Source organism: Terracoccus sp. 273MFTsu3.1, assembly GCF_000383675.1.
Classification (GTDB): Bacteria; Actinomycetota; Actinomycetes; order Actinomycetales; family Dermatophilaceae; genus Terrabacter.
The window spans coordinates 212341-225040 of sequence record NZ_KB911822.1; the positions used below are offsets into that span (position 1 = coordinate 212341).

At 72.1% G+C, this 12700-nt stretch carries 13 protein-coding genes; 8 read left to right on the forward strand and 5 right to left on the reverse strand.

Annotated elements, in window-relative coordinates; all coding sequences use genetic code 11:
• The first annotated feature begins 1 nt into the window (after nucleotide 1).
• From H283_RS0111270 to H283_RS0111285, 4 genes are all read left to right on the forward strand, one after another.
• Nucleotides 2–550 carry a DinB family protein gene (locus H283_RS0111270; protein WP_020143626.1) on the forward strand — a complete coding sequence of 183 codons (549 nt, stop codon included), beginning with the start codon at nucleotides 2–4 and terminating at the stop codon, nucleotides 548–550.
• Nucleotides 547–1602, forward strand: coding sequence for a Gfo/Idh/MocA family protein (locus H283_RS0111275; RefSeq protein ID WP_020143627.1), 1056 nt, complete (start codon nucleotides 547–549; stop codon nucleotides 1600–1602). Before H283_RS0111270 ends, H283_RS0111275 begins: the two co-directional genes overlap by 4 nt.
• Nucleotides 1603–1668: 66 nt before the next feature.
• A complete protein-coding gene (locus tag H283_RS0111280; protein ID WP_020143628.1) occupies nucleotides 1669–2169 on the forward strand; it encodes a hypothetical protein in 501 nt (166 codons plus the stop codon).
• A gap of 82 nt (nucleotides 2170–2251) precedes the next feature.
• The gene (locus H283_RS0111285; RefSeq protein WP_020143629.1) at nucleotides 2252–2698 is read left to right on the forward strand and encodes a DUF2500 domain-containing protein; all 447 of its coding nucleotides are present in this window, start codon (nucleotides 2252–2254) and stop codon (nucleotides 2696–2698) included.
• A gap of 19 nt (nucleotides 2699–2717) precedes the next feature.
• On the opposite strand, the gene H283_RS0111290 is transcribed toward H283_RS0111285, so the two are convergent.
• Together H283_RS0111290 and zwf are read right to left on the reverse strand one after the other, a co-directional pair.
• A complete protein-coding gene (locus tag H283_RS0111290; protein WP_020143630.1) occupies nucleotides 2718–3737 on the reverse strand; it encodes a hypothetical protein in 1020 nt (339 codons plus the stop codon).
• An 87-nt stretch (nucleotides 3738–3824) separates the two neighbouring features.
• Complete coding sequence (gene zwf, locus H283_RS0111295; protein ID WP_020143631.1) at nucleotides 3825–5258, reverse strand: glucose-6-phosphate dehydrogenase; 1434 nt, start codon at nucleotides 5256–5258, stop codon at nucleotides 3825–3827.
• Between the two features lie 99 nt (nucleotides 5259–5357).
• On the opposite strand from zwf, the gene H283_RS0111300 reads away from it, so the two are divergent.
• Together H283_RS0111300 and H283_RS0111305 are read left to right on the forward strand one after the other, a co-directional pair.
• Nucleotides 5358–6428, forward strand: a complete 1071-nt coding sequence (locus H283_RS0111300; RefSeq protein ID WP_081633844.1) for a YhjD/YihY/BrkB family envelope integrity protein — start codon at nucleotides 5358–5360, stop codon at nucleotides 6426–6428.
• A 28-nt stretch (nucleotides 6429–6456) separates the two neighbouring features.
• On the forward strand, nucleotides 6457–6720 hold the full coding sequence (locus H283_RS0111305) for a GlsB/YeaQ/YmgE family stress response membrane protein (RefSeq protein WP_020143633.1): 264 nt from the start codon (nucleotides 6457–6459) through the stop codon (nucleotides 6718–6720).
• Between the two features lie 12 nt (nucleotides 6721–6732).
• Here H283_RS0111305 and H283_RS0111310 read toward each other — a convergent pair whose 3' ends face one another.
• The 3 genes from H283_RS0111310 to H283_RS0111320 all read right to left on the reverse strand — a co-directional run bounded on the left by H283_RS0111310 (nucleotide 6733) and on the right by H283_RS0111320 (nucleotide 10519).
• Nucleotides 6733–8391 carry an ABC-F family ATP-binding cassette domain-containing protein gene (locus tag H283_RS0111310; RefSeq protein ID WP_020143634.1) on the reverse strand — a complete coding sequence of 553 codons (1659 nt, stop codon included), beginning with the start codon at nucleotides 8389–8391 and terminating at the stop codon, nucleotides 6733–6735.
• 185 nt (nucleotides 8392–8576) lie between these two features.
• Nucleotides 8577–9287, reverse strand: coding sequence for a response regulator transcription factor (locus H283_RS0111315; protein ID WP_043649264.1), 711 nt, complete (start codon nucleotides 9285–9287; stop codon nucleotides 8577–8579).
• A complete protein-coding gene (locus H283_RS0111320; RefSeq protein WP_156023134.1) occupies nucleotides 9284–10519 on the reverse strand; it encodes a sensor histidine kinase in 1236 nt (411 codons plus the stop codon). The genes H283_RS0111315 and H283_RS0111320 overlap by 4 nt, the downstream gene beginning before the upstream one ends.
• A gap of 186 nt (nucleotides 10520–10705) precedes the next feature.
• Here H283_RS0111320 and H283_RS0111325 point away from each other — a divergent pair, with 186 nt between their 5' ends.
• A complete protein-coding gene (locus tag H283_RS0111325; RefSeq protein ID WP_028785525.1) occupies nucleotides 10706–11605 on the forward strand; it encodes an ABC transporter ATP-binding protein in 900 nt (299 codons plus the stop codon).
• Nucleotides 11602–12459, forward strand: coding sequence for an ABC transporter permease (locus H283_RS0111330; protein ID WP_020143638.1), 858 nt, complete (start codon nucleotides 11602–11604; stop codon nucleotides 12457–12459). The genes H283_RS0111325 and H283_RS0111330 overlap by 4 nt, the downstream gene beginning before the upstream one ends.
• The last annotated feature ends 241 nt before the right edge of the window (nucleotides 12460–12700 follow it).

Genomic DNA, 12700 nt, shown 5'->3' on the forward strand with positions numbered 1-12700 from the left:
CATGAGCGAGCCCCTCACCGACCCCGGGCCGTCGACGCCGGACGAGGCGGACTGGACGTGGGTCCTGACGCGACCGTGCGCCGACTGCGGCTTCGACGCCACGGCGGTCGAGCCCGCCGACGTGCCGGCGCTGCTCCGCGACGCGGGTCGGCGGTATGCCGCCGCGCTGGGTCGCGGGGACGTGCGCGCCCGCCCGGCCGATGGCGTCTGGTCGCCGCTCGAGTACACCTGCCACGTCCGCGACGTCTGCGACGTCATGCGGGGCCGGCTCGAGCAGATCCTCGCCGGAGGCGGCGAGGTCGTCCGCTTCGCCAACTGGGACCAGGACGAGACCGCCGTCGAGCAGCAGTACTGGCGCTCCGACCCCGACGTCGTGGCACGCGAGGTCACGGCGGCGTTCGAGGCCGCGGCGACGGCATACGCCCTCCCGGCGGGTACGCAGTGGGAGTGGCCTGCCCTGCGCAGCAACGGCTCGGAGTTCACGGCCCGCACCCTCGCGCTCTACTTCACCCACGACATACGCCACCACCTCTGGGATGTGAACGCATGACCCTGCCCATCGACGTGCCCCTCCAGCTGCCCGAGCCCCGCACGCCCGACCCGCACGACGCCCCCGCCATCCGGTGGGGCGTCCTCGCGCCGGGCGGCATCGCGCACGCCTTCGCCGACGCCGTGGCGGTCGGGACGTCCTCGTCGGTCGTCGCCGTCGGCTCGCGCAGCCGCGAGCGGGCGCAGGACTTCGCCGACGAGTTCTCCGTCCCGCGCGCCTACGGCTCCTACGAGGAGCTCGTCGCCGACCCGGAGGTGGACGCGATCTACGTGGCGTCGCCGCACTCCGAGCACCGCGACCACGCGCTGCTCGCGCTCGAGGCCGGCAAGCCGGTGCTCGTCGAGAAGGCCTTCACCCGCAGTGCCGCCGAGGCCCGCGAGGTGCTCGCGGCCGCCGAGTCCCAGAACCTGCTCGTCGTCGAGGCGATGTGGAGCCGCTTCCTGCCGCACTACGACGTCGTGCGGCACGTCGTCGAGACCGGCCTCATCGGCGAGCTCGTCGCCGTGTTCGCCGACCACGGGCAGCGCCTCTACCCCGGCGGCCCGGCCCGTCTCTCGCAGCCCGAGCTCGCAGGCGGCGCCCTGCTCGACCTCGGCGTCTACCCCGTGTCGTTCGCCGACCTCGTGCTCGGCGCACCGTCCGCCGTCACGGCCACCGGCACGCTCACCGACCTCGGCGTCGACGCCACGACGACGATCACCGTCACGGGCGCCGGGGGAGCGCACGGCGTGCTCTCGTGCACGATGGCCGCCGTCACACCGGTGACCGCGGTGGTCGCCGGCACCCTGGCCCGCCTCGAGCTGTCCGGCGCCTTCTACGGTCCGGGCTCGACGATCCGGCTCGTCGGCCCCGACAACGAGGTCATCGACGAGCGGCCCGGTGGCCTCACCGAGGACGTGCGCGGCTTCTCCTACGAGGCGGCCGAGTTCGCCCGCTGCCTCGTGGCCGGGGAGACCGAGTCGCCGCTCCTGCCGCACGCCACGACGCTGCGCGTCATGGAGACGATGGATGCCGTACGCCGTCAGGTCGGGGTCGTCTACCCCGGCGAGTGAGGTGGGGTGGGCATCACCCCCAACAGGTGATGCCCACCGGCGTCGGCGCGACGAGGATCGAGTGCCATGACGACGACGACGACATCGCTCACGGCGGCCCAGGCCGACCTCGTCCGCGAAACCGAGCCGGCCCGCCTCGCCGAGCTGTCCGAGGACGAGCTCATCGAGCTGCACCAGAGAGTGCGTCGGGCCCGCACCAAGCACGTCGGCCTCTATCGCCGACAGGCCAGTGCGCGGGTCGCGGCCAAGGGGGCCCGCGGCGCGGCGCGACCGGCCAACCGGCTCAACGCCGACCGGGCCGAGGTCTTCGAGCTGGCTCTCGCACGGGTCAGTGCGAGGCTCGGCGTCGTCGCGCGAGCCGCGGCCGCCGACCTCAAGGCCGAGCGCCTCGCGGCGGCTCGTGAGGTCAAGGCCGGAACGGGTCCCGGGTCGGTTGCGTCGACGACCGGCGCAGCCTCGGTGCCGTCGGGCAGGAGACGCGCGACGAAGACGACGGGCGGCCTGAAGCGGGACGCGTCGTCGCAGTCGCAGGGCGCCCGCCGACAGGCGAAGAAGGACGCTCGATAGACAGAGCGCGGCGGCGTGCAACCATTCGGGCCGGGGACGCAGTCATAGAAGGTGACTCACCCGGACGACGACAGGGGTTGGCATGCTCACCGAGGAGCTCGGACCGTTCGACCAGACCCTCTCGGGTCCACCGCCGCTGTTCCTGGCGTTCTTCGTCCTCGTCGCCGCTATGGTCGTCGCGGGGTTCGCCTTCGTCATCGTCAAGGGTCTCGCGCAGTGGCGGGCCAACGAGGCCAGCCCGCTGCGCGGCGTCGAGGCGCTCGTGGTGTCGCGTCGCACCGACGTGCGCAGACGTTTCGGGTCTCCCGGACTCGCCGACGCCGGCGCCCCGATGAGCCCCGGCACTCCGTCGACCTCGAGCACGACGTACTTCGTGACGTTCGAGGAGCCGTCCGGCGAACGCCGTGAGCTGATGATGTCCGGTCGCGACTTCGGCCAGCTGGCCGAGGGCGACCGCGGCCACCTCATGCACCAGGGCACGCGCTACAAGGGTTTCACCCGCCAGACGGTCGTCGACGGCCCACGCTGAGGCACCCCCGGCCGTACCGTCAGGGCAGCTGGACGGAGCCTGTCGCGGTGACGAAGTCCTCGCCGACGAGTCGGGTGTCGAAGGCCAGGTCCACCCGCCCGTGGGTGTCGGCCGGGAGGGGGAAGCACAGGTGCAGTCGGCGCACCGGCGGGGCGTCCGCGCCCAGGACGAGGCCCAGCCCCGGCTCGGCGAGCGCCTCTTCGCCGCCGGCAGGAGTTGCCGTCGCCCGTTGGGCCGCAACGCCGCCCACCGAACGCGACGGTGACCGGATCGTCCCGACGAGCTCGAGGACGAGCTGGTCGGAGGCGAGCGGCACGTAGGTCACGTCGACCGGGTTGGTGCCCGAGCACGCTGCCGCCAGCAGGCTGACGTCCCGCGACTCGAACCGGGCACCCGTGTGGGCGTTGCTGATGACGACGGTGGCCGGCACGGCACGCGGTCGGGTGGCGACGGCGGTCGCGGTCGCCTGCTTGTCACCGAGAGCGAACACCGCCTGGTGGTCGCCCTCGCCACCGAGGACGAGCTGGGCCGTCGAGAGGTCGAAGTCGTCCGGCACCGAGGGGAAGCGGAGGCTGCTGGGCAGCGTCGTGCCGTGCGGGATGGTGTCGGACACGGTGTCCCACGCCGTGACGTGGTCGGGGGAGCCCACCGAGATCTCTGCTCGCGTCGCGCCGAGGTTGGTGTCGACGGGAGACGTGTTCGTCAGCCGCGCCTGCACCTCGAGCCCACCCGTCGCCGTGTCGAGATGCGCCGAGACGAGCTCGATCTCGAACCCGGACCACCACACGGGTGTGCCCGGAAGGTACGCCATGTCGGTGACCGCGCCGGACCCCGCCTGTGCCTGTGGGCCGTTCAGGGTGCCCTCGGCGACGGGGGTCGAGATCGAGGAGCTCGCCCCGGGGGTCGCCGCGGCCGGCACCGGGCCCGGGTTCGGCGTCCCGAGCGAGCTCCCGCAGGCCGCGAGGAGGCCGGCGGCGGCGGTCGCGACAGCAGCCGTGGTCGCGGTGGTCGCGGCCCTGACCAGACGTGTGCGCACCATGGCGCCTCCATCGTTAGCGGGCCACCCCAGTGTGCTCGCGAGCTCCGGGCCCGCGCAGCCGAATATCGACCTCGTGGTGCGAGCTGCTCAGGCGCCCATGGTGTTGGGGTCGCGCCACCGTCGCTCGAAGGGCAGGCGCCACGTGAAGGGCGCGACGAGCTGGTGGATCTGGTTCGGGCCCCACGTGCCCGGGTCGTACGGTCGCACGATCGGTGGGTTGTCGAGGAGCGGCTGACTGATCTCCCAGAGACGCTCGATGCCTTCGGCCGAGGTGAAGAGTGTCCGGTCGCCGCGCGAGGCGTCGTAGATGAGCCGTTCGTAGGCCTCGAGCACGGCGCCCGCCCACGTCGTCTCTCCCATCGAGAACTGCATCGAGAGCTTGTCGAGCTTCATGCCGGGGCCGGGCCGCTTGCCGTAGAAGGACAGTGACATGCGGGCCTTGTCGGCCAGGTCGAAGGTCAGGTGGTCCGGCCCGTTGTCCCCGACGCCGGAGCCCTCCGGGAACATCGAGCGCGGCGGCTCCTTGAAGGCGATCGAGATGATGCGGGCACCCTCCGCGAGACGCTTGCCGGTGCGCAGGTAGAAGGGCACACCCGCCCAGCGCCAGTTGTCGACGAAGCACTTGAGCGCGACGAAGGTCTCGGTCTGGCTCTCCGGCTTGACGCCGGGCACGTCGCGGTAGCCGACGTACTGGCCGCGCACGACGTCGTGCGGTTCGATCGGCGACATCGACCGGAAGACCTTGTTCTTCTCCTCGCTGATGGCGTGGGGCTCGAGCGCGGTCGGCGGCTCCATCGCGGTGAAGGCGAGCACCTGGAAGAGGTGCGTGACGACCATGTCGCGGTAGGCGCCGGTGCTCTCGTAGAAGTCCGCGCGCTGCGCGAGGCCGAGCGTCTCCGGCACGTCGATCTGGATGTGGTCGATGTGGTTGCGGTGCCAGATCGGCTCGAAGAGGCCGTTGGCGAAGCGGAAGGCGAGGATGTTCTGGGCCGCCTCCTTGCCGAGGAAGTGGTCGATGCGGAAGATCTGCTCCTCGTCGAAGACCTCGTGGAGCTCGGCGTTGAGCTTGCGGGCGCTCTCGAGGTCGGTGCCGAAGGGCTTCTCCATGATGATCCGGCTGCGCTCGACGAGACCGGCCTCGGCGAGCTGGTGCACGACGGCGAGGGCAGCCTTGGGCGGCACGGAGAGGTAGTGCAGCCGCCACGCGTCGGCGCCGAGGATCGCCTCGGACTCGTCGACGGCCGCCCGGATCCCCTGCGGGCCGGCGGTGCCCGGCACCCAGTGGATCCGCTCGGCGAACCCACGCAGGTCGTCGTCACTGACGTTGTGGCTGCTGTGCTCGCGCACCGACGCGAAGACGAGGTCGAGGAACTCCTCGCGGGTCATCTCGTCGAGCGACGTCGCGACGACACGCAGGCCCTCGAGGAGCTGGGACTCGTGCAGGTGCAACATCCCCGGGAGCAGCTTGCGCTTGGCGAGGTCTCCGGTGGCGCCGAAGAGGACGACCGTGGTGGCTGGCATAGGTCCAGCGTGGCGCAGATCGGGCGCCAGCGGGAGGTGCGGTCCGGTCCGAACGCGCGAAGACCCACCACGGGGGCGCCCGCCGTGGGAACCTCAGCCATGGCACACGGGGCCAGGCACCACGCAGACCTGCCCGCTGACAGGGGAACGGCGGAGCAGTCGTCGGGGCGCCTGGCACGTCTGCGGTCGCGCGGCGAGGACACCGCGACGCGGTATGCCCGGAAGTACATGGAGCTGTCCCGTCGCCTTCCCGCGGTCAAGGTCCCGCTCGAGATGGCCGCCCTCTACGTCGCCCGCCAGGGCATGCTGCTCGCGAGCGCCGTCGCGTTCCGGACCTTCCTGTGGCTGCTCCCCCTGGCGCTGCTGGTCGCCGGGCTCGTGTCCGGGCTCAGCCCCCTGATGCCCAACGCTGCGGACGACGCCGTCGACCTCGCCGGCGTGACGGGCGCGGTGCGACAGGAGATCGCGGGGGCTCTCGACCAGTCCCGCGGGTCATGGGTGGTGGCCGTCGTGGTCGGGCTCGTCCTGTCGCTGTGGACGACACGCACCCTCATGCGCAACCTCGTCATCGTCAACGCTCACGTCTGGGACGCCCAGGTGCCCCGTCGCACGCAGCGCGAGCTGATCCGCGCGACGTTGGTCTTCGGTGCGGCGTGGCTGGGCATCTTCCTCGGGGCGGCGCTCGTCGTGAGACTGGACAACCTCCTGCCGGGCGGCATCCTTCTGTCGTTCGTCAGCCAGGCGGCGATCTCCGGCGCAGGCTGGGTGCTCATCACCCTGCACCTGCCCGACCGGCGTCGGTCGTGGACGGACCTCCTGCCCGGTGGACTGTTGTTCGGAGTGGGTCTCGCCACGCTGCACGTCGTCAGCCGCGTCTACCTGCCGGCCAAGATCGAGCACTCCTCGGCTCTCTACGGCTCTCTCGGTGTCGCCGGCGCCGTCCTCGTGTGGCTCCTCGTCGCTGGCCACCTCATCGTCGGCTGCGCCGTCCTCAACCGGGTGTGGCTGCGCCACCGTGACCCGACGTTCGACCCGGACTTCGACGCGTCGCTGATGCTGTTCATCGAGCGGGTCGAGCAGTTCGAGCAGGCCGCGGCACCGTCCGTGCGTGTGACGTCCGACCCGGCCGGGGCTCCCTCCGAGGAGGACTCGGGCGACAACCGCCCCTGAGCCGGCTCGGCGGGCCTATGCTCGGCCCATGCTCATCATCGGCATGATCCTCTTCGGCATGCTCGTCGGCGCAGCCGCCCAGCTCATCCTGGGCCGCGAGGGCAAGAGCGTCGACTGGACGATGGCCATCGTCGCGGGCCTCGTCGGCTCCTTCGTCGGTGGTCTCCTCGCGAGCCTCATCGCGGGGGACGGCCTCGCGCTGCGCCCGAGCGGCATCATCGGCTCGATCGTCGGCGCCGTCATCGTGACGGCCGTCTGGCGCTGGAGCCGCACCCGCAGCGTCACCCGCTGACCCGGCCCGCCGTCACAGGGCCTCGACGCGGACGCGGCCCCGTGTGACGACCCACCGGTGGGTCAGGCGTATGCCGTCGAGCAGGCTCTCGTCGTGGCTCACGACGAGCACGGTCCCTCCGAAGGCCGCCACGGCGGCCTCGAGCTGCTCGATCGCGTCGACGTCGAGGTGGTTCGTCGGCTCGTCGAGGACGAGGACGTTGACCTCGCGACCCTGGAAGAGGGCCATGAGCGCGCGGGTCCGCTCGCCCATCGACAGGCTCCGGGCCGGACGTGACACGTGCTCGGACCCGAGCCCGAACTTCGCGAGGAGGGTGCGCACCTCGGCGACCGGCCACTCGCTGCCCGACCTCGGGTGGGTCCCGAGCTCACGCCGCACGACCTCGAGCACCGTGGCGTCGTCGTCGAGCAGGTGGCGGCGCTGGTCGATGACGCCGACGGCCACCCGGGTGCCCAGGCTCTGGCGGCCCGACGTGAGGGGCAGGTCACCGAGCAGGGCGCCGAGCAGCGTCGTCTTGCCCGATCCGTTGTCGCCGACGAGCGCGATGCGGTCACCACGACCCACGACGAGGCTGACCGGGCCGAGCCGGAAGCCGTGCCGCTCGACGACCGCGTCCGACAGCGTGGCGACGACGTCGGCGGAGGGCCGGCCCTCGGTGATGGCGTAGCGCAGCTGCCACTCCTTGCGCGGCTGCTCCACGGCGTCGAGTCGCTCGGCAGCCCGTTCGAGGCGGCCTCCCTTCGCCGCCTGGCGGTCGGCCCGGGCCTTGTGCTTCTCGCGGATGTGCTTGTCGGGCTCCTTGCCGAGCGCGACGTTGCGCCGTCCCCTGTCGGCCCAGTCGTGCCGCTGCCGGGACTGCGCGAGCAGCGAGTCCCGCTCGGCGGCATACCCCTCGTAGGCCTCCCACGCGTGGGCGCGGGCGAGCTCGCGCTGCGCGACGAAGCTGCTCCAGCCGCCGGTGTAGTGGCCGATGCGCTGCTGCTTGACGTCCAGCTCGACGACGCCGGTGGCGACCGCGTCGAGGAAGGTGCGGTCGTGGCTGGCGACGAGGATCGGGCCCTCGTGCGCGGCGACGAAGTCGGCCATGAGGGTGAGCCCGCGGGCGTCGAGGTCGTTCGTCGGCTCGTCGAGGAGCAGCACGTCGTACTGGCTGAGCAGCACGGCGACGAGGCAGGCCCGCGCGGCCTGCCCGCCGGACAGGGTGCCGAGCGGACGGTTCGACGCGACGTCGAGCCCGACGCGGGCGGCCACCTCGGGCAGGCGCTCGTCGAGGTCGGCGGCTCCGAGCGCGAGCCAGCGTTCGAGCGCGGTGGCGTAGCGGTCCTCGCTGCCCTCGTCACCGGCCGCGATCGCGGCGGACGCGGCCTCGAGCTCGGTGTCGGCGGCCGTGACGCCGGTGCGGCGACGGGCATACGTCAGGAGGGTCTCCGTCGGGTCGGGCACGACCTGAGGGAGCCAGCCGACCGTCGCGTCGCGCGGGGCGAGCCGGATCGCTCCGGCCTCGATCGGCAGCTCGCCGACGATGGTGCGCATGAGCGTCGACTTGCCCGACCCGTTGGGGCCGACGACGGCGAGCACGTCGCCGTCGGCGAGGGTCAGGTCGAGACCGGAGAAGAGGGTGCGTGCCCCGAAGGCGACGTCGAGTCCGGAGATGGTGAGGGTGGAAGACATGGGGGGTCCTTGATGGTCGGCTGGGCCCCGCGGGTGACGTCAGACGGTCGTCGTCAGGTCAGCGGCGGGCGGGCTCGAGGCATCAGGAGATCCACACGGGAGAGAAGGTATGGGGCGTGGCCCCCTCGCGTCCAGCCTTTTTGCGCGCGTGTCCGCCAAGCCCCGCAGAGGGGCGGCGGCGAGGCTCAGGTGAGAGCGGCGTCGTGGACGACGATGGCGATCTGGACGCGGTTGTCGGCGCCGAGCTTGTCGAGGACGCGCGACACGTGGGCCTTGACGGTCGGCACGGAGAGGTAGAGCTCGCGCGAGATGTCGGCGTTGGACAGTCCGCGGCCGATGGCGAGCGCCACCTCGCGCTCGCGGTCGGTGAGCGTCGCCAGGCGGCCCTCGGCGTCGGAGCGACGTCGGTCGCCCGCGTCTGAGCCACCGCCGCCGGTCGCGACGTGGGCCATGAGCGTCGCGGTGACGCTCGGCGACAGGATCGGCTCGCCGGCGGCGACGAGGCGCACCGCCTCGACGAGCCGGCGCGGCTCGGTGTCCTTGAGCAGGAAGCCGTGGGCGCCGGCCCGCAGCGCCTGCACGACCATGTCGTCGGCGTCGAAGGTCGTCAGCACGATGACCTTGAGGTCGTCGCCCCGCGCACCTCGGACGGCCCGGGCGCCTTCGGACAGCAGCGATCTCGTCGTCTCGAGTCCGTCCCGGCGTGGCATCCGGATGTCCATGAGGACGACGTCGGGCCGGTGCTCGTCGACGACCCGCTCACCCTCGAGGCCGTCACCCGCCTCCGCGACCACGTCGAGGTCGGGTGCCCCACCGAGGATCATCCTCAGCCCGGCACGCACGAGCGCGTCGTCGTCGACGATCACGACACGCGTACGCCCTGTGTCCTCGGTCATCGCGACCACGGTAGCCGGGCCGTGAGGACGAAGTCGCCCGCGCGGTCGGGGCCGTAGGTCAGCTCGCCTCCGGCGAGGACGGCCCGTTCCGTGAGGCCGAGCAGTCCCAGCCCGGCTCCCACCGTGACGTCAGGGCGTATGCCGTCCGCCGCGTCGCGGCCCGCGCGCGGGACCGTGTTGCGCACCGTCACCCGGACCGCCTCGTCGTCGAGGCCGCCCTCCGCGGCGGTGGACACGGTGACCCGGACGGCCGCGCCCGGGGCGTGCTTGCGGGCATTCGTCAGACCCTCCTGGACGATCCGGTAGGCGCCGCGCGACACCTGCTCGGGCACGCGCTCGAGGTCACCCGACCGGTCGAGCCGGACCGTCGTGCCGCCCGAGCGTGCCTCGGCGACGAGCGCGTCGAGGTCGGCGAGCGTCGGCTGCGGCGGCTGGGGCGTGCCATCCGCGGGAGCCCCCGAACCGGGCACGTCGCGCAGCACGCCGAGCACGGCCCGCAGCTCGGTCAGAGCCTCGTTGGCACTCTCGCGGACCACCTCGGCCGTCTCGGAGACCTGCTCGGGCGTCAGGTCGGTGCGGTAGGCGAGGGCGCCGGAGTGCATGGCCACGAGGGAGATCCGGTGCGCGAGGACGTCGTGCATCTCGCGGGCGATGCGAGCGCGCTCGGCCACCTGGGCCTGGACGACGCGCATCGCCTGCTCGCGCTCGGCGGTCAGCGCGCGGTCGTGGAGCGAGGCGACGAAGGCGCGGCGCTCGCCGATGGCCCAGCCGATGGCGACGCTGACGGCATAGCTGAGCAGGCCGATGATGACGTTCGGCAGGGTGACGACCTGGTCCTCGGTCGGGTAGACCATGGCGTTGACCCAGCCGGCGAGCATCCACGGCACCGCGACGAGGGCGATCCGGCGCCACTGACGTCCCGTCGAGAGCGACACGAGGGCGACCACGGACGCGCCCACGCTGACCGTCGAGACGCTCGAGATCGCCGCCGTCACGACGGCGACGGCGAGCGGCCACCGTCGCCGCCACAGCAGCAGGACCGTCGAGGCGAGACCGATGCCGACGTCGACGAGGAGCCAGTCCTTGCCGAAGGCCGGTTCGACGTGCCGGTGGTCGAGCTGCGCCTGGACGGCGCCCCAGATCGCGAGCCCGAAGAGGAAGGCGACCCCGAGCCGCCACGTCTCGCCCCACACGTGGCCCCGTCGGGTGCGGGCGATCCGGGGCAGCGGCACCCGGCCAGCGTAGGCGCGGACCGGGCGCGACGGCATCCGACCAAGGTCTCGTCCGCGGTCGCCGGCGGGGTCCGACCCTGAGCACGGACCCTGACTCCGGTCAGGGTCGGGTGCGACCTAGGTAGGGGTCGGAATCAGGCTTGTGACGGATGTGCGACCACCACCCCTCCCGAGAGGGTGGAGCCCATGATCACAGTGGAACGACTCACCAAGCGCTACGGCCCGTTCACGGCCGTCGACGACGTCTCCTTCGACGTCAAGCCGGGCCTCGTCACCGGCTTCCTCGGCCCCAACGGCGCCGGCAAGACGACCGCGATGCGCGTCATGGCCGGCCTGACGCCCGCCACGTCAGGACGGGCCACGGTGCTCGGCAAGCCGTATGCCGCCCTGCCGAACCCCGGCCGCCACGTCGGCCTCCTGCTCGACGCCTCGGCCCAGCACGCCGGCCGCACCGGCCGTGAGGTGCTGACCCTCGGCGCGATCCTCATGGGCGTCGGCAAGCACCGCGTCGACGAGATGGTCGAGCTCGTCGGCCTCACCGAGAAGGAGGCGAACCGCCGCGTCCGCAACTACTCCCTCGGCATGCGCCAACGCCTCGGCATCGCCCACGCGCTGCTCGGTGACCCCGAGGTGCTCATCCTCGACGAGCCGGCGAACGGGCTCGACCCCGCCGGGATCCGCTGGATGCGTGACCTGCTCCGCGGCTACGCCAACGAGGGCGGCACGGTGCTGCTCAGCTCGCACCTGCTCAACGAGATCGAGCGTGTCGCCGACGAGATCATCGTCATCGGCCACGGCAAGATCGTCGCCCAGGGCACCAAGGACGAGCTCCTCGCCGGGGCCGGAACCTACACGCGCTCCACCGACGACGAGGCCCTCATGGGCGCGCTCGCCGCGGCCTCGATCGTCGCCCAGCGCACCCCGACCGGGGGCCTGCAGGTGGAGGCCGAGCCGATCGCCGTCGGCCGCGTCGCCCTCGCCCACCAGATCGTCCTGACCGAGCTGCGCGGTGCCGACAGCCGGGGGCTCGAGGAGATGTTCCTCGACCTCACCGCCGGTGCCGCACGAGAGGAGGTGGCGGCATGACCGCCACGACCACGACCACGACCCAGGTGCCCAACGGGTCGGCCGTCTCCAAGAACGCCGAGTCGGCCCTGCCGACCCACGCGAAGGTGCCGAGCCGCATCGCCGGCCCGCGTCCCACGACCGGGGTGCCCTTCGGCCGCCTCGTCCACGTCGAGCTGCGCAAGATGCTCGACACCCGCGCCGGCCGCTGGCTCCTCATCGGCATCGGCGCCATCATCGCGGTCGCGCTGACGATCATGTTCTTCAACGAGGGCGGACAGCACGCCTTCGGCGAGTACCTCCAGGCCACGACGATGCCGATGGCGCTGATCCTCCCGGTCGTCGGCATCCTCGCCGTGACGTCCGAGTGGAGCCAGCGCACCGGCCTCGTCACGTTCGGTCTCGAGCCGCGCCGCATGCGCATCGCGTGGGCCAAGCTCCTCTCGGCCCTCTTCGTCGGCGTCTGCGCCTTCGCGCTGTCGCTCGTGCTGGCCGCCCTCGCCCACCAGGCCGCGATCACCTTCCGCGGCATCACCGGCGACTGGTCCACGGACGCGCTCGTGCTCCTCGGCGCCGGGGGCTACGTGCTGCTCGGCATCGCCCAGGGCGTCGGTTTCGGCATGCTCTTCAAGAACACTCCGGCCGCGGTCGTCGTCTTCTTCGTCCTGCCCACCGCGTGGTCGATCCTCGGCTCGATGGTCTCGTGGCTGGGCGACGCAGCGACGTGGCTCGACATGAACCAGACGATGCAGCCGCTCTTCGAGGGATCGCTGACGGGTGCCCAGTGGGCCCATCTCTGCACCTCGGTCGCCGTGTGGGTCATCGCACCGCTCGCCGTCGGCATCTGGCGCCTGACCCGCGCCGAGGTGAAGTAGCCGAGGTCACGGGCCGAGGTCGGATAACGGACCAACCCCCGCAGGTGGGCGGACGAATCCCAAACGGGACAAGTTCGCCCACTTGCGCGTGATGCCTTGGCCCGGTCGTTCCCACGGTCCTACCGTGGCTGGGTCGGGGGATGACCGAACAGGGATGTCCATGATCACGAAATCATTGGTTCGTCGTATGGCCGGCGTCGGTGTCATCGCAGTTGCGGCTGGCACTGCTGGAATGAGTTCC

Excerpts from the sequence above, each read along its gene's own strand:
- H283_RS0111270 (WP_020143626.1), top strand. The coding sequence starts at position 2 with ATGAGCGAGCCCCTCACCGACCCCGGGCCGTCGACGCCGGACGAGGCG.
- H283_RS0111275 (WP_020143627.1), top strand. The coding sequence starts at position 547 with ATGACCCTGCCCATCGACGTGCCCCTCCAGCTGCCCGAGCCCCGCACG.
- H283_RS0111280 (WP_020143628.1), top strand. The coding sequence starts at position 1,669 with ATGACGACGACGACGACATCGCTCACGGCGGCCCAGGCCGACCTCGTC.
- H283_RS0111285 (WP_020143629.1), top strand. The coding sequence starts at position 2,252 with ATGCTCACCGAGGAGCTCGGACCGTTCGACCAGACCCTCTCGGGTCCA.
- H283_RS0111290 (WP_020143630.1), bottom strand. The coding sequence starts at position 3,737 with ATGGTGCGCACACGTCTGGTCAGGGCCGCGACCACCGCGACCACGGCT.
- zwf (WP_020143631.1), bottom strand. The coding sequence starts at position 5,258 with ATGCCAGCCACCACGGTCGTCCTCTTCGGCGCCACCGGAGACCTCGCC.
- H283_RS0111300 (WP_081633844.1), top strand. The coding sequence starts at position 5,358 with ATGGCACACGGGGCCAGGCACCACGCAGACCTGCCCGCTGACAGGGGA.
- H283_RS0111305 (WP_020143633.1), top strand. The coding sequence starts at position 6,457 with ATGCTCATCATCGGCATGATCCTCTTCGGCATGCTCGTCGGCGCAGCC.
- H283_RS0111310 (WP_020143634.1), bottom strand. The coding sequence starts at position 8,391 with ATGTCTTCCACCCTCACCATCTCCGGACTCGACGTCGCCTTCGGGGCA.
- H283_RS0111315 (WP_043649264.1), bottom strand. The coding sequence starts at position 9,287 with ATGACCGAGGACACAGGGCGTACGCGTGTCGTGATCGTCGACGACGAC.
- H283_RS0111325 (WP_028785525.1), top strand. The coding sequence starts at position 10,706 with ATGATCACAGTGGAACGACTCACCAAGCGCTACGGCCCGTTCACGGCC.
- H283_RS0111330 (WP_020143638.1), top strand. The coding sequence starts at position 11,602 with ATGACCGCCACGACCACGACCACGACCCAGGTGCCCAACGGGTCGGCC.